This is a genomic window from Chryseobacterium mucoviscidosis (assembly GCF_002177115.1).
In the GTDB taxonomy this organism is placed as follows: Bacteria; Bacteroidota; Bacteroidia; order Flavobacteriales; family Weeksellaceae; genus Chryseobacterium; species Chryseobacterium mucoviscidosis.
Genome location: NZ_MVAG01000057.1, coordinates 160,422 through 178,985 on the forward strand (window position 1 = coordinate 160,422; position 18,564 = coordinate 178,985).

The 18,564-nt window shown below is 35.9% G+C and carries 17 protein-coding genes; 15 read left to right on the plus strand and 2 right to left on the minus strand.

Going from position 1 to position 18,564, the window contains the following annotated elements:
• The first annotated feature begins 46 nt into the window (after positions 1-46).
• The 8 genes from B0E34_RS01850 to B0E34_RS01885 all read left to right on the plus strand — a co-directional run bounded on the left by B0E34_RS01850 (position 47) and on the right by B0E34_RS01885 (position 5,669).
• Complete coding sequence (locus B0E34_RS01850; RefSeq protein ID WP_087706258.1) at positions 47-442, plus strand: helix-turn-helix domain-containing protein; 396 nt, start codon at positions 47-49, stop codon at positions 440-442.
• 103 nt (positions 443-545) lie between these two features.
• Positions 546-971: an SRPBCC family protein gene (locus B0E34_RS01855; RefSeq protein ID WP_087706260.1), complete on the plus strand. Its 426-nt coding sequence runs from the start codon at positions 546-548 to the stop codon at positions 969-971.
• Between the two features lie 29 nt (positions 972-1,000).
• Positions 1,001-1,384: a VOC family protein gene (locus B0E34_RS01860; protein WP_306460654.1), complete on the plus strand. Its 384-nt coding sequence runs from the start codon at positions 1,001-1,003 to the stop codon at positions 1,382-1,384.
• A gap of 36 nt (positions 1,385-1,420) precedes the next feature.
• Entirely contained in the window at positions 1,421-2,443 is a 1,023-nt protein-coding gene (locus B0E34_RS01865; RefSeq protein WP_087706264.1) for a glutaminyl-peptide cyclotransferase, read from the plus strand.
• 46 nt (positions 2,444-2,489) lie between these two features.
• Positions 2,490-3,515, plus strand: a complete 1,026-nt coding sequence (locus B0E34_RS01870) for a glutaminyl-peptide cyclotransferase (protein ID WP_087706266.1) — start codon at positions 2,490-2,492, stop codon at positions 3,513-3,515.
• 88 nt (positions 3,516-3,603) lie between these two features.
• The gene (locus B0E34_RS01875; protein ID WP_087706267.1) at positions 3,604-4,581 is read left to right on the plus strand and encodes a hypothetical protein; all 978 of its coding nucleotides are present in this window, start codon (positions 3,604-3,606) and stop codon (positions 4,579-4,581) included.
• Between the two features lie 34 nt (positions 4,582-4,615).
• Complete coding sequence (locus B0E34_RS01880) at positions 4,616-5,230, plus strand: deoxynucleoside kinase (protein WP_076394463.1); 615 nt, start codon at positions 4,616-4,618, stop codon at positions 5,228-5,230.
• An 88-nt stretch (positions 5,231-5,318) separates the two neighbouring features.
• A complete protein-coding gene (locus tag B0E34_RS01885) occupies positions 5,319-5,669 on the plus strand; it encodes an ArsC/Spx/MgsR family protein (protein WP_087706269.1) in 351 nt (116 codons plus the stop codon).
• Between the two features lie 57 nt (positions 5,670-5,726).
• Here the strand turns inward: B0E34_RS01885 and B0E34_RS01890 are convergent, their stop codons facing one another.
• On the minus strand, positions 5,727-6,032 hold the full coding sequence (locus B0E34_RS01890) for a DUF493 family protein (RefSeq protein ID WP_087706271.1): 306 nt from the start codon (positions 6,030-6,032) through the stop codon (positions 5,727-5,729).
• 40 nt (positions 6,033-6,072) lie between these two features.
• Positions 6,073-6,750 carry a DUF4197 family protein gene (locus tag B0E34_RS01895; RefSeq protein WP_087706273.1) on the minus strand — a complete coding sequence of 226 codons (678 nt, stop codon included), beginning with the start codon at positions 6,748-6,750 and terminating at the stop codon, positions 6,073-6,075.
• Positions 6,751-7,200: 450 nt separating this feature from the next.
• Here B0E34_RS01895 and B0E34_RS01900 point away from each other — a divergent pair, with 450 nt between their 5' ends.
• The 7 genes from B0E34_RS01900 (at position 7,201) to bglX (ending at position 18,550) form a co-directional block, all read left to right on the plus strand.
• A complete protein-coding gene (locus tag B0E34_RS01900; protein ID WP_087706275.1) occupies positions 7,201-10,041 on the plus strand; it encodes a SusC/RagA family TonB-linked outer membrane protein in 2,841 nt (946 codons plus the stop codon).
• Positions 10,042-10,051: 10 nt separating this feature from the next.
• Positions 10,052-11,500, plus strand: coding sequence for a RagB/SusD family nutrient uptake outer membrane protein (locus B0E34_RS01905; protein WP_087706277.1), 1,449 nt, complete (start codon positions 10,052-10,054; stop codon positions 11,498-11,500).
• A 10-nt stretch (positions 11,501-11,510) separates the two neighbouring features.
• Positions 11,511-12,323 carry a LamG domain-containing protein gene (locus tag B0E34_RS01910; RefSeq protein ID WP_087706279.1) on the plus strand — a complete coding sequence of 271 codons (813 nt, stop codon included), beginning with the start codon at positions 11,511-11,513 and terminating at the stop codon, positions 12,321-12,323.
• A 50-nt stretch (positions 12,324-12,373) separates the two neighbouring features.
• Entirely contained in the window at positions 12,374-13,777 is a 1,404-nt protein-coding gene (locus B0E34_RS01915; RefSeq protein WP_087706281.1) for a glucoamylase family protein, read from the plus strand.
• 13 nt (positions 13,778-13,790) lie between these two features.
• Positions 13,791-15,179 (plus strand): glucoamylase family protein, encoded by a 1,389-nt coding sequence (locus tag B0E34_RS01920; protein ID WP_087706283.1) that lies wholly within the window; start codon positions 13,791-13,793, stop codon positions 15,177-15,179.
• A 162-nt stretch (positions 15,180-15,341) separates the two neighbouring features.
• Positions 15,342-16,049 (plus strand): carboxylesterase family protein, encoded by a 708-nt coding sequence (locus tag B0E34_RS01925; RefSeq protein ID WP_087706481.1) that lies wholly within the window; start codon positions 15,342-15,344, stop codon positions 16,047-16,049.
• Positions 16,050-16,222: 173 nt separating this feature from the next.
• On the plus strand, positions 16,223-18,550 hold the full coding sequence (gene bglX, locus B0E34_RS01930; RefSeq protein WP_087706285.1) for a beta-glucosidase BglX: 2,328 nt from the start codon (positions 16,223-16,225) through the stop codon (positions 18,548-18,550).
• Positions 18,551-18,564: the final 14 nt, after the last annotated feature.

Here is an 18,564-nt window from a genome sequence, read left to right on the forward strand (position 1 = left end):
GTTATAATTTTAAAAAACATTACTTTAGCATTTAAATCTTGAATGTATGAGTTTAGAAACAAAGCTTCGAAAGCTAAGAGAACAGAAAGGCTGGTCGCAAATGGATATCGCACATCAGCTTGATATTTCCCAGCCTGCTTATAATAAATGGGAAACAGGACAAGCTAAACCCACTTTGCAAAACCTTCAGAAAATTGCAGAAATTTTTGAAGTGGATTTCTTTGATTTGATTCAGGAACAAATTCCAAATGTAGATTTATCGAATTCACAATTTGAAGGAAATTCTTACATTGTAAATCCAATTGTTATAAATCCAACAGAATCAAATATATTTAACTTTCAATCTCAAGATCTTATTGAAAAGATTTTAGAAAATCAGGAGCAAATGGCAAAAATAATAGAAAATCAAAGTAAGCTTATCGAAAGTTTGTTGAAAAAATAATTTCAGAAAATTTAAATACTATAAACCTCTGAGGTTTTATAAATAACAAATAGTCTTCCCTTCTGTCATCATTTTTGCATTCAATCATTAAAAAAACAAAAATATGAGTCAACCAATTATTGTAGAGCAGAAAATAAATGCTCCGGTTTATAAAGTCTGGAGAGCATTAACCGATAAAACTGAAATGCAGTCGTGGTATTTCGATATTTTTGATTTTGAACTGCAAACCGGCAAAATATTCAACTTTTATGAACCGGGGGAAGAGAAAAAGTATCATCATCAGGGAGAAATTTTAGAAATTGTTCCCAATGAAAAACTGAAATATTCCTGGGCTTATCCCGAATTTTCCGATAAAAAAACAACCGTAACCTGGGAATTGAAACCCGATGAAAACGGAACTTTAGTAAAGCTTATTCACGAGGATATTGATTATTTTAACGATCTGGGCGAACATTTTTCAAGAGAATCTTTTACTGAGGGCTGGAACGGAATTTTGAAGGAAAGTTTGAAACCATATCTGGAAAACTGATCTCAATTCGTGGAATTAAAATATAAATGATGGCAAAATTCAATTCCCTTCGTCCTGTTTTATGGTCGGAACAATTCGATGAAACAATCGCCTTTTATACGCAGATTCTTGGTTTTACCTTACAGGAAAGAAATGATGATTGGCAATGGGCTTCTTTACAGAAAGATAAGGTAGAGATCATGCTTACTAAACCGAATCAGCATGAGAAATTCAACGGAATAGGGTTTACAGGTTCGTTTTATTTTAACATAGAAAATGCAGATGAATTATGGGACGAACTGAAAGACAAAACGAAAATCTGCTACGAAATAGAAACGTTCGACTGGGAAATGAGAGAGTTTGCGATCTACGATAACAACGGTTACATATTACAATTTGGTCAAGATCTTCATGAAATTAGTTCAGAGGAATAAATTTTGCTAATTTTGGGGAAATTATTTTAGAAATCAATGAAAAAAAATATAATAGCAGGTTTTGCAGCGATTTTGTTGTTGGCTTCATGTAAAGATGATAAAAAAATACTCGATTCTTTGGCAGATTACAACAACTCGATGATGGAAAAAGGATACCATTTCGGAGATAAACTGGATTTGCCGAAAGAGGTAACAGAAGATGCAGAAACCATTTCGATCAGTTTCGGAGATAAAGAAACATCTGGTCTTACGATAGATCCTAAATTCTTTACATTAGGCGACAATGCTGTTACTTTTAATATTAAAACAAAAGGCGGCGAAACATTAACGCAGGACGCAACCATTAATGTTTTTGCCAAAAATCCTGAGCAGAAAATCAATTACGAAATCATCGCCGAATATCCTCACGATCCGAAAAATTTCGTGCAGGGTTTCCAGATTGAAGGCAACACGATTTATGAAAGCGATGGACAGAACGGTTCTTCGCAGATTTTAAAATATACGTTAGGAACCACAACGCCTTTGGCTTCAACCAAACAGCCACAGGAAGATTTTTCTGAAGGAAGCACCATTGTTGGCGATAAAGTCTATCAGTTAACATGGCAGAGCAAAAAAGGATATATTTACGATAAAAGCTCTTTAAAATTATTGAAGGAATTTGCTTATCCTAATGTTTTGGGTGAAGGTTGGGGATTAACGTACGACGGAAAAAACCTGATCGCTTCAGATGGAAGTAAATTATTGTATTTTCTTGATCCGAACAATCCTTCAAAAATGGTGAAATACATTGCCGTTGCGGGAAGTTCTCAGGCTTACGATCAGTTGAATGAGCTCGAGTTTCATAACGGATTTATTTACGCCAATGTTTGGCAGAAACCCATTATTCTGAAAATTAATCCTGCGAACGGAGAAGTGGTAGGAACTTTTGATTTTACAGAAATTGCCAAGCAAAATACCAAAGGAAGCGACGACGTACTGAACGGAATTGCTTTTAAAGGAGATAATATGTTGATAACCGGTAAAAACTGGTCTAAAATTTATGAAGTAGCGATTAAATAAATTTTGATGTCTTCTGTTTCTTGGTAATGAAAATAAAAAACTTAAAGTGAAGAAAAGCCTGATCACAGGTTTTGCAGCAGCTTTGCTGCTGATGTCCTGTAAAAACGATAAAAAAATCCTTGATTCTTTAGCGGATTATAACAATGCGATGGAGCAGAAGGGATATCATTTTGGTGATAAGCTTAATCTTCCACAGGAAGTTACGGAAAATGCAGAAAGTATTTCCATAAGTTTCGGAGATAAGGAAACCTCAGATTTAACGATTGATCCGAAGTTTTTTGCGTATGGCGATAATGAGGTGACCTTCAATATTAAAACAAAGGGCGGAGAGATTTTAAATCAGGATGCCACCATCAACGTTTTTACCAAAAATCCTGAAGCCAATATTCCTTTTGAAATTGTAGCAGAATATCCTCATGATCCTAATAATTTTGTGGAAGGGTTTGTAATGGAAGGAAATACGATTTATGAAAGTGACGGGCTGGAAAAAGCTTCACAACTAATAAAATATACTTTGGGAAGTGCGGTTCCGGCGCAGACTGAAAAACAGCCGGCAGATATTTTCTCCGAAGGAATTGCTATTGCGGGAGATAAAATTTATCAGTTGACCTATCAAAATAAAATCGGATTTGTTTATGATAAAAATACGTTAAAGAAAATCTCGGAATTTCCTTTGCCGAATGAATTCGGAGAAGGTTGGGGAATGACCTATGACGGGAAAAATCTTATCGCTGATACAGGTTCGAATAAACTGTATTTTCTGGATGTAAATAATCCTTCAAAAGTGGTGAAAACCGTTTCTGTGGGTGGGAATAAGGAAATTTACAACCAAATCAACGAGCTTGAATATCACAACAGATTTATTTATGCCAATATTTGGCATAAACCTTATATCTTAAAGATCAATCCTCAAACCGGTGAAACTGTAGGTAAATTTGATTTTACAAAGATCACGGAAGAATATACTCAGAATAACAGCGAACACGTTCTTAACGGAATCGCCTTCAAAGGAGATCATATGTTGATAACAGGAAAAAACTGGTCGAAAATTTACGAAGTTGCGATTAAATAAGTTAAAATGAACCGCAATTTCTGTTGAAATAAATAAAAGCAGTAAATTGGTAGCGTTCCTTTTCGGAGCGCTATCTTAGTAAAAGAATTTGAAATTATTATCCTTCATATTTGCATTGGTTTTCTGTTCGTTATCCGCGCAGAAAGCCCTTCCTTTAGACACGCTGAAACTGAAGGAAGCAAAAGATATGCTTGCCGACGATTACGGAAACCTGTACATCTATAAAAACAAAGATTTCAGCTTTACCAAGTACGATTCCTTAGGAAAGCAGATCGGGAAAATGATGCTTACGGTTCCTTATAAAGTACAGACGGTACAAAACCCGCTAAGTGTGCCTTTGTTTTCTGAAAATGCTCAGGAAATGAAATTTGTAGATCAGAATCTTAACGAAATCCAAAAGGTCGATTTTAAGCAGAAATTTGGCTTTATCAAAATGGCTTATGCGGAAGATCTTCAACAGCTCTGGTTGTTGGATGAGAGTACAAAACGCCTTATTCAGTATAATTTCAGAAACGAAACGACGATTAATTCTTATCCTTTCGATGCCGCAATTGATGATTTAACGGATCTTTTGGTGTATGAAAGCAAGGTGTATATTTTAACGAGAAAATACATCCGTGTGTATTCATTAAAGTTTGAAAAGCTTTTTGAAGCACCTCTGGAAAACGGAAAACGTTTCAGACGGGAGAATGAATTTATACTGGTGGTCACCAATAATTCTATATTAAAGTACATTCCGGAAAAAGAAATGGTGAAAATCTTTGAAGATCCGGATGCGCAGATTGTGGATAAAAATACACTGTCTTATTTTGAAATAAAAGCTAATAAACTTTACCTTTACAGCCTTGAAAAAAACAGGGAGTCCAAACCACAGGCAGAGCCTGATCCTAAGCAGAAAGCTGCGGAACAGGAGGTAGAAAAATCTGCTGAGAAAGCAGCGGAACCCGATAGTCCTGAAGGAAAACTGGAAAAGAAAACTCAGGAAATTGAAAGCAAAAATCCTGCGGAAAGTTCTCTTCAGAAGCTTCTTGAAGATACTTCTCAGATTCAGGCTGCCGGAATTTAGATCTTTATTAAATTAAAAATATACTAGGGAAAATATGCACATTGCAGTTACAGGAAATATTGGAGCAGGAAAAACCACGTTAACCACAATGCTTTCTAAGCATTACGGTTGGGATGCCCAGTTTGAAGATGTAGATCATAATCCATATCTGGAGGATTTTTACGCAGATATGAGCAAGTGGAGTTTCGCGCTTCAGATCTATTTTTTAGGAAGCAGATTCAGGCAGGTGAAAGAGATCAGAGAGAGCGGGAAAAATATTATTCAGGATCGTACGATTTATGAAGATGCACACATTTTTGCAGAAAACCTGAACGATATGAATCTTCTTTCAGACCGTGATTTTAAAAACTACGAATCTGTTTTCAATCTGATGAAATCTTTCGTTTCTGCGCCGGATTTATTAATTTACCTTAAATCTGACGTTCCGAATCTGGTAAAGAAAATTTATAAGAGAGGAAGAGAGTATGAAGCATCTATCAGCATCGAATATCTTTCAAAACTGAATCAGAAATACGAAAAATGGATCTCCAATTATACGGAAGGTAAACTTTTGATTATTGAAGTGGATGATCTTGATTTTGTAGAAAAGCCTGAAGATTTCGGGTTTATTTTAGAAAAGATTGAAGCAGAACTGAACGGTTTGTTTTAACAAACTTTTATCATACATTAAAGCAGGAATCGTTTTATTTCTTTCTAAATTTGCTAAAGAAACAGTTAATTTTTAAATATAAATAATCATGTTGGTGAAGGTTTTACATAATGGAAATTGTTCAAAATCGAATGCGGTTTTGGAATACCTCGACGAAAACGGAGTTCCGTTTGAGATCATCAACATTGTTGAAGATCCGCTGAGTGAGTTGGAAATTAAAACGGTATTAAAAAAGCTGAATCAGAGCGTATTTCATATCATCAGAAAAACAGATAAATTGTATCTTGAAAATTTCGCAGACAAAAATTTATCTGAAGAAGAATGGGTTAAAGTTCTGGCTGAAAATCCGTCGCTGATCCAAAGACCCATCATCATTAAAGGTTCGGTGGCAATGCTCGGAAGACCGATTGAAAACGTAAAGTATTTTATTGAGAAATAAATAAATTCATTGATAATTTAAACTAAAAAAGTCAGCCGTAAAGCTGACTTTTTGTTTTTATAAAAGAATGACGCCTTCTATTTTTGCGACTTCCTGATAAATGGTTACCACCTGATCTGCATCTAAAACGAATGCGTTAATATTGCAGGCTGTGTATTTTCCGTTTTTACTTTCTCGGTTTCCCAGTGTAAATTTGATTCCGTCGAAAACCTTATAAATCTCTGTAAGTTTTGCCTGATCGGTAGGAATAATAAATTTAAATAAATAATCTTCCGGAAAATCGTGATGACCTTCCAGTTTTTCCCTCAAAGAGTTATAAAAATCTTCAGGGTTTGCGTGTTGATTTCCTTGTAATATATCCATCTGCTTTTTAAAAATCTATATAAATATAGTCAAAATTTTTCTATTTCCCAAGCGGTCCCAGAAGCGACTTGGAATTTTGGATCTCATAATCTTCGATGATGTTAAAAATCCCATTCACAAGCTGCTCGGAAGCCAACTGACTTAATCCTCCTGAATTTACAGAAGTTTTATTGCCTCCTAAAAGACTGCCCAATAAATTGCTGCCTGATAAAGCGGTGTTGATGCTTTTCACAATGCCGTATTGATTAAGCTGTTCTTCCACTTTTGGAGTAATTGCGGCAATAAGCTGCTGAGAAGTTTTTTCTTTCAGAATTAAAGTTGCCGTTCCCTTTTCTCCCTGAATAATTCTTGTGACATCATTTGCATTAAGGCTGTTAACAGCATTCACAAGGATTGGTTTTGAAATATTTACGGTGTAAACTGCCGCATCCGTAATATAAGCTCTCTCTTTTGCAACCAGAGAAGGTGCAATTTTTTCCAGCATTGAGTTGATGTCTCTAAGCTGCTTCGGAAGAGCTTTATCCACCATATTGTTCTGCAGAAAAGCATCTCTGTTGCTGTATACATTAACTCCTTTATCGATTCCGTTTAAAAGAAGTCTTTTAATAATCGATAATCCAAGATCAGACGTAGCGAGAGTCGTGCAGGACTGCATTGTTGTATTGATAACTGCTCCGGTTCCTATGATAAGAGCCGCCGCTATAATATATTTTTTCATTGATATTGATTAAACGTTAATGATTGTCAAATACTGAACCAAATTTATAACAGTAGAATTAGTTTAACAAATTTTATTACTCATATTGTTAAATTGATGATATAACAAAATAAAATCTGAATTTGTGGAGTTATAGTTGTTAAGATATTTATTATAAGTAAATAAGACGAAAATTTTTAATTGAATATTATTCCTTTAAAATTGAGAAATATTTAATAATTGAATTTATATTGAGCAATTTAGTAATTATAATCAATTATTAAATGTCTTTCTGTAAATATCAAATATTAACAGAATGATAAAAAATTTAAGTATAATTAACATTGTTGAAGATATTTTTATAATTTTGACTAATGTCTTTTATTGAGAATATATTATTTTCCTGTAAAAAGACAGTCGGAAGTAAGGCTTCCGATCTCAGAACTGATTGTACGAATAAAATTAAACTATATGAAACAAAGTGATTTAAAGTATTCATGTCTCATTGCGGTTTTATACTTCGGTATGAATGTCAATGCGCAAACTACTCCAAAAGATACTGTTCCGAAGGAGCAGAAGATCGAGGAAGTAGTGATGATTGGATATGGTTCTGCTAAGAAAAGAGATCTGACGGGATCTATAGCTAAAGTAAGTGGGTCTGATGTTGCTGATAAACCCAATGCAAATGCAGCTGCGTCATTACAAGGTAAAGTTGCCGGTTTGGCAGTTGTGAATTCCGGTCAACCAGGTTCAACTCCCGATATTAGGATCAGAGGAACTGTTAGCCGATACAATTCTAGACCTCTTTACGTAGTAGATGGAATATGGTCTGATAATATGGATTTTGTAAATTCAAATGATATTGAATCCATTGAAGTTTTAAAAGATGCTTCATCACTTGCCATTTTTGGTGTTCGAGGAGCTAATGGTGTTATTATAGTAACTACAAAAAGAGCAAAAACAGGTAAACCGACAATAAACTTCAGCTCTTCATTAGGGACAAAATTTTTGACAGGGAAGCCAGAATTAACAAATGCTGCAGAATTTAGATCATTGTATGATCGTAACAGAGCCAATCAAGGACTTGCACCGTATAGTTATTATAATGTTTTTAATGCAGATACCGATTGGATAGATGCTATTACTAATAATGGAGCTACTATCATCAAAAACGACCTTAGCTTTTCAAGTTCAACTGAAAAAAATAAGACATATTTTGGAATAGGGCATTTAGAAGAACAAGGAATAATTAATAATGAGCTTTTAAAGAGATTTAATGTTAATTTCAATAATGAATTTAGCTTTAGTAAAAACTTTAAAGTTGGATTTTCAATTAATGGATCTTATACAAATAATCCCAGACTTCAAAGTTATGCATCTTCGTTAGTAGCTGTCCCGATTGTACAACCATTTAATACTCAAGCAGGTTTATATAATCAATTACCGATAGGATTAGGTGATGCTCAGGTTGGAAATCCATTACTTTCAGTTGATTATCTTAATGGAACTCAATTATCAAAAACCTATAGAATACTTGCCAATGCATTTGCAGAGGTGAAATTTTGGAACGATTTTACTTTCCGAACAAACTATATGGTGGATTTTGGGATGACACGTGCAAGAGGTTATAATCCTGTAACAAAATTATATGTTGGAGAAACAGGCGGAACAACAAATGCATTTGGAGGAAGACAGCTAACATCTGTTTATCAAAATTCTACCGATAATATCATCACTCAGCAGGAATATTTATTAACTTGGAATAAAAACTTCGGAGGGCATAATATCACAGCTACTGCAGGTTATACTGTTTATGATGAAAAATTTGAACAGATGACTGGGAATGTTACACAGAAAGCAGGTGATCAAAATGCAATCCCTTGGAATAAAAGATTCTGGTATTTAGACACTTATCCTTTTGGAGATCCGGCCACAAGAACAGCAAATTCATCTGAATATGATGACGGTGCGAGTATTTCATATCTTGCAAGAGTTTTGTATAACTACAAAGGGAAATATATTTTCAACGCATCATTCAGACGTGATGGTTCTGCTACTTTTGCTGCAGATAACCCTAACCAATATCAGAATTTCTGGGCTTTAGGTGCTGCTTGGGATTTAGGCAAAGAAGAATTTATGAATAATAGTTTCTTCAGTTCATTAAAGTTAAAAGGATCTTATGGGCAATTAGGAAATAGATTCTCTCCTTACAGATATCCTAATTACCCTGGCTATGTTTCAGGAGCAAATGCTGTATTTGCAAATGTAGGATTTCAAAAAGATCTTTATCCGGGATATGTATTGGCTTGGCAAAATTCTCCTGATTTGAAATGGGAAGTAATCACAAGTTATGAGGCAGGATTTGAAGCATCAGCATTTAATAATAGATTAAGTGTTGAAGGAGTTTATTATAACAAGAGAACAAAAGATCTTCTTAACTATGTTACAGGAGTGCAAAATTATTTTAGAAATTCAGGAGAAATAGAAAATAAAGGTATTGAGGGGTCTGTATCTTGGAGAGATAAAATTGGTTCAGATTTTAGTTATTCAATTGGTGGAAATATTACAACATACAATAATAAAGTAATTTCAGTATTTGAGCCGGGATATAGAATTTTTGATGGAAACTCAGTAACTGAAGCTGGCTATCCTATAGGATATTTTTATGGATATGTAGTGGAAGGAGTTTATCAAACAAATGCAGATGTTTTGCTATCCCCAACAAGTACACTGGGTACTTATGGTCCAGGAGACTTGAAATTTAAAGATTTGAATGGAGATGGAAAGATTGATGATAAAGACAGAACTATTATTGGTAATCCAACTCCAGATTTTACTTATGCACTAAATCTAAATTTAAATTATAAAAACTGGTCATTAGGTATTGATGTACAAGGAGTATACGGAAACGAAGTATTAAGAAATTGGGGTAACGGAAGTACGTTTGCTCAGTTTAATTATAGAAAGGATAGGTTAGCAGCTTGGAATGGTCCGGGAACATCTAACTGGGAGCCAATTATTAATGATGGAAACAATTATAATACAAATAATGTTTCAAATTATATGATTGAAGATGGAAGTTATGTTAGACTAAGAAATATTCAACTCGGTTATAATTTTAATCCAAGTGTTGCAAAATCAATAGGTTTAAGCAGTCTTAAGCTATACTTAAATGCTCAAAATCTTGTTACGTGGAGAAATAACTCAGGATTTACTCCTGAAGCTGGTGGCACACCAACACAATTTGGAGTTGATAATGGAGGATATCCTTTACCAATTATAACGACTATGGGTGTAAATGTAACTTTTTAACATTTAAATTATGAAAATAAATACAATAATTAAATATTCTTTTTTTACGGCAATAAGTTTTTTAAGTTTAACTTCTTGTGGTGACGATTTTTTAGATAGAAAACCTTTAGGAATCGCAACAGAAGGTGAAGCTGGTATTGGTGGTGCGGAAGCTAAGATTTTTGGATTATACAGCCAATTAAGAACAGAAGGAGGAGTAACAGATTGGACCCGTCACTGGTTTCAAAGCATCCGTTCAGATGATGCAATGAAAGGGAGTATTCCTGCCGATGCTTCTGCGATGGGTAATATAATGGATAATTTTCAGTATTCTAAAACAGAAGGTACTGCAGTAGCAAACTGGAATGGTCATTATAAATTAATTTTTGCATGTAACAGCGTAATTGCAGATATTGAAGCAATCCAAAACCCGGATGCGGCTACACTAATAAATTTAGGAGAAGCAAAAGCAATGCGGGCTTTCGCATATTTTGATCTTAGGAGAGATTATGGTGAAATTCCTATCATTACAAAAAAGGTTGTCAATCCTCAAGATGAAATTAAAGCAAAATCGAGTGTAGCAGAAGTTGATGTACAAATAAAAAATGATCTTCAATTTGCAGCTTCTGTTTTACCGGCGGATTGGTCAAGTCAGAAAGGTAGAGCTACAAGAGGAATGGCTTACTCTTATTTGGCAAAGTTAGCTCTTTACCAAAAAAGCTGGGGTGAAGCATTAGGATTTGCCGAAACTGTTATTAATTCAGGTATCTATTCACTATACCCATCATATTCAACACTATTTACTGATCAGGGAGACAATAAATCTGAGTCTATTTGGGAGGTACAGTTTGCAAGAATTAATAAAGTAAACTATTCTAATAACTATTGGGAATCACAAGGTGTAAGAGGATCAGGTACTTGGGATTTAGGATGGGGATTTAATGTACCTACAATGAATTTAATAAACGCCTACGAACCAGGAGATATTCGTAAGGGAGCAACTATATTAGCTTCAGGTGGTGCTGAAGGTGTTCCTTCAACGTTATCGTCAATTCAACCATATTGGAATAAGAAAGCTTATACCGATCCTGCGAGAAGAGCTCAGGAAGGGGAAAATAAAAATCATTGGACTAATATAAAATTGATGAGATATGCGGACGTTATTTTGATAGCTGCTGAAAGTGCTAATGAAATGGGGAATACGGTAAAGGCAATAACTTATCTGAATTTAATAAGAACAAGAGCTGGTCTGTCAAATACTACCGCTACTACTCAAGCTCAAATAAGAGATGCAATAAAACAAGAGAGAAGAGTTGAATTTGCAATGGAAGGTGAACGTTTCTACGATTTAGTTCGTTGGGGAGATGCTGTTAATGTATTAGGTATTTTAGGATATCAAGACAGAAATAAATATTTTCCTATTCCACAAACGGCTATTGATAAAGCCCAAGGTGTATTAATCCAAAATCCTAATTATTAATTTTTTAATCATGAATAGTATTTTAAAAATTTTAAGTATTTCATGTTTGTCTTTAATTTTGACAAACTGCCAAGATATGGAAAGACCGGAATTAGGAGAATACCCTAAAGATCAGGCTAATTTACCTGCTGGAAATCTTAGGTTTTTTGTCCCATTTGATAAGAGCGGTACAGATTTAAAAAACAAATTTGCTGAGGAGTTATCAGGATATCCATGTTTTGCTCCGGATAATACAATTACTCAAGTGGATGGAATTGCTGGTAAAGCTTTTAAAGGGGGAGGCTCTCAAGTCTTCTTGAAATACCTTAATTCTAATGATTTTGCAAATAAAGCAGGAAGTTTTACAGTAGCATTTTGGGAAAAGAATGGTGATTCTAGTAACACGGAATTTGCTTTTAGTATGACAAGTGATAATTGGGCAAAAGCAAGTATGTTTGCTCTATTTGAAGGAACAGCAGCAATGCCAACAATTAAATTTTTTGTTGATGAGCAGCCGGGTGATAAATGGTTTGAATGGCCTTCTGACAGTAGTTTGACAGGTATTTATGATAATCAATGGCATCATTTAGCTTTTGTTTATGATGCTACGACTTCTGGAATGACACTATATATAGATGGAGTTGCAAAATCTACCAAGACTTGGGCAGGACACGGCGCAGTTAAATTTAATACTTCTAAAATTAACGGATTTAGAATTGGTGGTTCTGGAAACCCTAGTGAGGGCTGGATGAAATCCTGGTCCGGAAGCTTAGACCAGTTTAGAATGTATGTAAGTGCTCTAACACCTGCGGAGGTTAATGATCTTTATATTAATAAAAAATAAATAGACCATAATAAGAGGAAGAGAAATCTTCCTTTTATTATATTTATACTATGACTAAAGTTCTAACAATTGTTTTATTTACAGGATTGTTAATCAATTCATGTTCTTCAGAAGATTCATCACCAACTTCAGGAACGCCAATTGGTGGCGGAAATACTGGAACTCCCACCAACAACTACACAGATGCACAACTCATCGAAATGGTACAAAAAGATGCTTTAAAGTATTTTTGGGATTATGCCGAATCGGGATCAAAATTGGCAAGAGAAAGATATCATACCGATAATCCTTCTCAGGATGCAAATATTGTGACAACTGGTGGTTCAGGTTTTGGACTCATGACTATTTTAGTGGGTATTAAAAACGGATATATTTCCAGAGGTGAAGCGGTTTCGAGATTAACAACTTCTCTTAATTTCCTTCAGAATGCTAATCGTTTTCATGGAGCATGGCCGCATTGGATCAATGGAACCAACGGTCAGGTTGTACCTTTCAGTCAGAAAGATAACGGAGGAGATTTGGTAGAAACTTCATTTCTTGCACAGGGACTGATCTGTGTGAGAGAATATTTTAAAAACTCTTCAGATGCTTCAGAACTGGCAATTTCTCAGAAAGCCGATGCGCTATGGAAAGGAATTGAATGGAACTGGTATACACAAAACCCCGCAGCTCCCAATATGCTTACATGGCATTGGTCTCCCAATTACGATTGGCAGATGAATATGCCGTTAAGAGGTTTTGATGAAACGTTAATTACCTACATCATGGCTGCTGCATCTCCAAATTACTCAATTGATAAACCTGTTTATCAGCAGGGATGGGCAAGAAGCGGAAGCATAAAAAATACAGGATCTCAGTTTGGATTACCTGTTGTGGTGAATCATAACGTCGCAAATGGCACGGTAGGTCCGATGTTTTGGTCACATTATTCTTTTTTAGGACTGGATCCGAGAGGCTTGTCTGATGAATATGTAAATTATGGTGATGCTACAACCAATCATGCTAAAATAATGTATCAGTATTGCGTTGCCAATCCGAAAGGATGGCAGGGTTATAATTCAAAAAGTTGGGGACTTACAGCAAGTTATTCCAGAAATCCGAGTACAGGAGGAGACGATTACGCTGCACATCAGCCAAATAACGATTTAGGAATTATTTCTCCTACAGCAGCATTGTCGAGTATGCCATACACACCAACGGAAAGTATGAATATGCTAAGATTCCTTTATAATGAAAATTATAATAAATATGTAGGTGTAGCGGGACCTTATGATGCATATTCTGTTCATTACAATTGGGTTATACCAAGATATCTTGCAATAGATCAGGGAACGATTGCACCAATGGTAGAAAATTATAAAAGCCAGTTTTTATGGCAGTTATTTATGAATGCGCCCGATATTAAGCAGGGATTAATAAAATTAGGATTCCATTCTACACAGTATGGATTTTAAACAAAATTAAATTATGAAAAGGATAATACTTTCAGTCATCGCTATATCATCACTCTCGGTTTCGTGTAAGAACTCACAGATTTCCATACAGAAAGCATCAAAAGTTCAGATTGTAAAAAACAACATCACAGACGAGCAGTTAATGGATAAAGTTCAGAAAGATGCTTTAAAGTATTTTTGGGATTATGCAGAACCCAATTCAATGTTAGGAAGAGAACGCTATCACGAAGATAATATCTATCCGGATAATGATAAACATGTTGTGACGACAGGAGGATCAGGATTTGGATTGGCAACCATTCTAGTCGGCGTAGAAAGAGGATTTATCCCAAGAAAAGATGCGGTGAAAAGATTGACTACCATGATGGATTTTCTTGCAAAGGCAGATCGTCATAAAGGAGCCTGGTCGCACTGGATTAATGGTGAAACTGGAAAAACAGTGCCGTTCGGCAAAAAAGACAATGGAGGAGATCTGGTAGAAACCGCTTTTTTAACTTCAGGAATTTTAATGGTTCGCGAATATTTTAAAAACGGAAATACTGAAGAAAAAGCTTTAGCCAAAAAATGTGACGAGCTTTGGAAAGGCATCCAATGGAACTGGTACACAAAAGGAGGGCAGAAAGTCCTTTACTGGCATTGGTCGCCCGATTATCAGTGGGAAATGAACTTCCCGTTGGAAGGCTACAACGAATGTTTAATTACCTATATTTTAGCCGCTTCGTCACCTACTTATCCGATTGATGCCGAAACCTACTACAAAGGCTGGACAAGAAACGGAACCTACCTTTCAGATAAAGAAAAATATGGTTTACCGATGTACGTAAAGCACAATGGTGCAGCAGAATATGGAGGGCCTTTATTTTGGGCGCATTATTCCTATATCGGTCTGGATCCGACGAACTTATCAGATAAATTAATCAAAAACTATTTTGATTTAAATAAAAATCAGGTTCTTATTGATTACAAATATTGCGTTGAAAATCCCAAAAACTGGAAAGGATATGGATCCAATTATTGGGGATTAACAGCCAGTTATTCAAGAAATGAGGATGGAAGCGCAGGATATGATGCACATTTTCCGCAAAATGACCGTGGGGTAATTACTCCTACTGCGGCGTTGAGCAGTTTTCCGTATTCTCCAAAAGAATCAATGGATTTTTTAAGATTTATTTATACCCAAAAACCTGAATTTATTGGCTTAGCCGGACCTTACGATGCAACGTCCATTCATTACAATAACTGGACAACGCCGAGATATCTCGCGATTGATCAGGGAACGATTGCGCCGATGATAGAAAATTACAGAACCGGATTTTTGTGGAAACTATTCATGAATGCACCCGAAATTCAGCAGGGATTAAAGAAACTAAGCTTCAAATCGGAAAAATATCATATTAAATAATTTTTTAGGAGCTGTTTCCCGCTTTCCGCACTCGCTATTTTAGAGTTTCGGCGGCGGCGCAGCCGCCGCCGAAACCCTAAAATGAGCTCAGACAAATGCTGCAATCGGGGCTATTAAAAAAGAATGGTTAAATTAGAATATCCAAAACATACAAATTCTGATATGAAATATAAACTAAAATACGCTTTGTTGCTGCCGTTTTTATTTTCTTTAAAAGCAAATGCTCAGGAAATAAAAGCAGAGCTCAACAAAGAAGTAAAAAGACAGGAAAAAATTTCTTACATTCTGGATTTTCCTCAGAATGCAAAAGGAAACGTTCCGCTTATTGTTTTTCTTCACGGTTCCGGAGAAAGAGGCAATAATTTGGAAATCGTAAAAGCGCACAGTCCGTTTACCTATAAAAACTTAATAAAAGAACCGGTGGCAATTTTAGCACCTCAATGTCCTGAAAATATGTGGTGGGATACCGTTACCGTATATAATTTGATCAAAGAAATTCAGTCAAAATATAAAGTGGATTCTTCAAGAATTTACCTTACCGGACTTTCAATGGGAGGTTGGGGAACACTGAAACTTGCAATGGAACATCCCGAAATGTTTGCGGCGGTCGTTCCGGTTTGCGCGCCTACAGACAGAGTAATGTACGCCAACATCCATCAGTACAAAAATCTGAATATGAAAATCTTTCATGGCGGAATGGATGATGTTGTTTTACCGGAAAATGCATTTAATTTTTATCAGGCACTGCATCCTGTAAATCCCTCTGCCGAATTGACAATTTTTCCAAATGACAACCATAATTCTTGGGATTCTACCTATTCCAATCCTAAATTATACGAATGGATGCTGTCAAAAAGAAAAGAAAAATAATTTAGTATAAATCGTTAAACGAAAAGTGTTTGCTGAATGAATAGTTCATACTTTTACCTTATAGAATTACCTTCGCAAACAGAAAATAGGCAGGATAATTAAAAAAAACTTTTCGACTTTTCGTTTAGATAAAAAAATTAAAAATAGAACTATAATTAAAAGAAGATAGAGTTATGAAAAAGTTAATTGTAATCGCCACTTTAGCATTGGCTCCTGTATTTTCGGCACAGGAAATGGTAACGAAACCCGTTCAGTCTTATCAGACGGCTCAATATCAGGCTAAAAAGAAAGCTTTTGTGGATAATCTTTTGTCGAAAATGACTTTAGATGAAAAAATCGGACAGCTTAATTTACCAAGTTCAGGAGATTTTACAACCGGTTTGGCTAAAAGTTCAGACATCGGAAAAAAAATCGAACAGGGTTTAGTAGGAGGGCTTTTCAATATAAAAGGAGCAGATAAAATCAGAGCCGTTCAGAAAGTGGCAGTGGAAAACAGCAGGCTTAAAATTCCATTGATTTTCGGAATGGACGTCATCCACGGTTACGAAACCACTTTCCCGATTCCATTGGGATTAGCCGCTTCATGGGATATGAATTTGGTGCAGCAGTCTGCAAGAATAGCCGCTAAAGAAGCAGCTTCCGACGGAATCAACTGGACATTCTCGCCAATGGTGGATATTTCCCGCGAACCAAGATGGGGAAGGGTTTCCGAAGGTTCCGGTGAAGACCCATACTTAGGAAGCGAAATTGCAAAAAATATGGTCTATGGTTATCAGGGAAAAGACCTTGCCAATGGAACCAATATTCTGGCTTGCGTTAAACATTTCGCACTGTACGGTGCAGGTGAAGCAGGAAGAGACTATAACACAGTGGATATGAGTCACGTAAGAATGTTCAACGAATATTTTCCGCCCTACAAAGCAGCAGTAGATGCAGGAGTAGCTTCTGTAATGGCCTCTTTCAACGAAGTGGACGGAGTTCCGGCAACAGGAAACAGATGGCTGCAAACCGAAGTGTTAAGAAACAAATGGAACTTCAAAGGTTTCGTAGTGACCGATTATACCGGAATCAATGAAATGGTAGATCACGGGATGGGAAATCTTCAGGAAGTTTCCGCATTGGCTTTAAAAGCGGGTGTAGACATGGATATGGTAGGCGAAGGATTCTTAACCACCCTGAAAAAATCTTTAGCAGAAGGAAAAATAACTCAGGCTGAAATCGATATGGCAGCAAAAAGAATTCTTGAGGCGAAATACGACTTAGGTTTATTTTCAGATCCATATAAATTCGGAGATGCAAAACTGGCTGCAAAAGAGGTGTACAATATGGAAAACCGCAACATTGCCAGAAATGTGGCAGCACAATCCATGGTTTTGATGAAAAACGACAATCAGGTATTGCCTTTAAAGAAATCAGGAACCGTTGCCGTAATCGGACCATTGGTAAATAACTCTCTGAACATGGCAGGAACATGGAGCGTTGCAGCAAAACATGAGAAAGCCGTTAATCTGATGCAGGGATTACAGGAAAACTTCGGTAAAGAAGTGAAATTCCTTTCTGCAAAAGGAGCAAATATTGATTATGATGCAAAACTGGAAGATATCTATGCAGCGCACGGTAAAAAAACCGACAGAGACAACCGTTCAAAAGAAGCTTTATTAAAAGAAGCGGTAGATGTTGCCAATAAATCCGATGTTATTGTTCTGGCAATCGGAGAATCTGCTGAAATGAGCGGAGAATCGTCTTCAAGAACAGAAATTACCATTCCTCAGTCTCAGGTAGATCTTTTAAATGAACTAAAAAAGACAGGAAAGCCAATTGCAGTAGTTCTTTTCACAGGTCGTCCTTTAGCCTTAACAAACATTAAAGATACTCCGGATGCAATTCTTAATGTCTGGTTTGCAGGTTCCGAAGCAGGAAATGCAATCTCTGATGTACTGTTCGGAAAAGTAAATCCTTCAGGAAAATTGCCGATGACTTTCCCAAGAAGTTTAGGGCAGGTGCCGATTTATTACAATGCTAAAAATACAGGCCGCCCGTTAGATCAGAAATTGGTTGATAAATGCGAGTACCAGAGATTCCGTTCCAATTATATGGATGAGTGTAACACGCCGTTGTATCCTTTTGGTTATGGATTAAGTTACACAAAATTCAATTATTCTGATGTTACAGTTTCCAATGCTAATCCAAAAGGAAATCAGACCATTCAGGCATCTGTTACTGTAACGAATACCGGAAATTATGATGGAGCAGAGGTCGTTCAGCTTTATATCAGAGATATGGTAGGAAGCATTACAAGACCCGTAAAAGAACTGAAAGGCTTCCAGAAAGTAATGTTGAAAAAAGGAGAATCTAAAAAAGTTACCTTCGATATTACTCCGGAAAACCTGAAATTCTACAACGGAGATCTGAAATACGACTGGGAACCGGGTGAATTTGATATCATGATCGGAACCAACTCATCCGATGTGAAACATTCCAAAATCAACTGGACAAAATAAATCATATAAGCCGC

Coding starts and splice junctions, on each gene's coding strand:
- B0E34_RS01850 (WP_087706258.1), top strand. CDS start 47: ATGAGTTTAGAAACAAAGCTTCGAAAGCTAAGAGAACAGAAAGGCTGG.
- B0E34_RS01855 (WP_087706260.1), top strand. CDS start 546: ATGAGTCAACCAATTATTGTAGAGCAGAAAATAAATGCTCCGGTTTAT.
- B0E34_RS01860 (WP_306460654.1), top strand. CDS start 1,001: ATGGCAAAATTCAATTCCCTTCGTCCTGTTTTATGGTCGGAACAATTC.
- B0E34_RS01865 (WP_087706264.1), top strand. CDS start 1,421: ATGAAAAAAAATATAATAGCAGGTTTTGCAGCGATTTTGTTGTTGGCT.
- B0E34_RS01880 (WP_076394463.1), top strand. CDS start 4,616: ATGCACATTGCAGTTACAGGAAATATTGGAGCAGGAAAAACCACGTTA.
- B0E34_RS01885 (WP_087706269.1), top strand. CDS start 5,319: ATGTTGGTGAAGGTTTTACATAATGGAAATTGTTCAAAATCGAATGCG.
- B0E34_RS01890 (WP_087706271.1), bottom strand. CDS start 6,032: ATGGATATATTACAAGGAAATCAACACGCAAACCCTGAAGATTTTTAT.
- B0E34_RS01895 (WP_087706273.1), bottom strand. CDS start 6,750: ATGAAAAAATATATTATAGCGGCGGCTCTTATCATAGGAACCGGAGCA.
- B0E34_RS01900 (WP_087706275.1), top strand. CDS start 7,201: ATGAAACAAAGTGATTTAAAGTATTCATGTCTCATTGCGGTTTTATAC.
- B0E34_RS01905 (WP_087706277.1), top strand. CDS start 10,052: ATGAAAATAAATACAATAATTAAATATTCTTTTTTTACGGCAATAAGT.
- B0E34_RS01910 (WP_087706279.1), top strand. CDS start 11,511: ATGAATAGTATTTTAAAAATTTTAAGTATTTCATGTTTGTCTTTAATT.
- B0E34_RS01915 (WP_087706281.1), top strand. CDS start 12,374: ATGACTAAAGTTCTAACAATTGTTTTATTTACAGGATTGTTAATCAAT.
- B0E34_RS01920 (WP_087706283.1), top strand. CDS start 13,791: ATGAAAAGGATAATACTTTCAGTCATCGCTATATCATCACTCTCGGTT.
- B0E34_RS01925 (WP_087706481.1), top strand. CDS start 15,342: ATGAAATATAAACTAAAATACGCTTTGTTGCTGCCGTTTTTATTTTCT.
- bglX (WP_087706285.1), top strand. CDS start 16,223: ATGAAAAAGTTAATTGTAATCGCCACTTTAGCATTGGCTCCTGTATTT.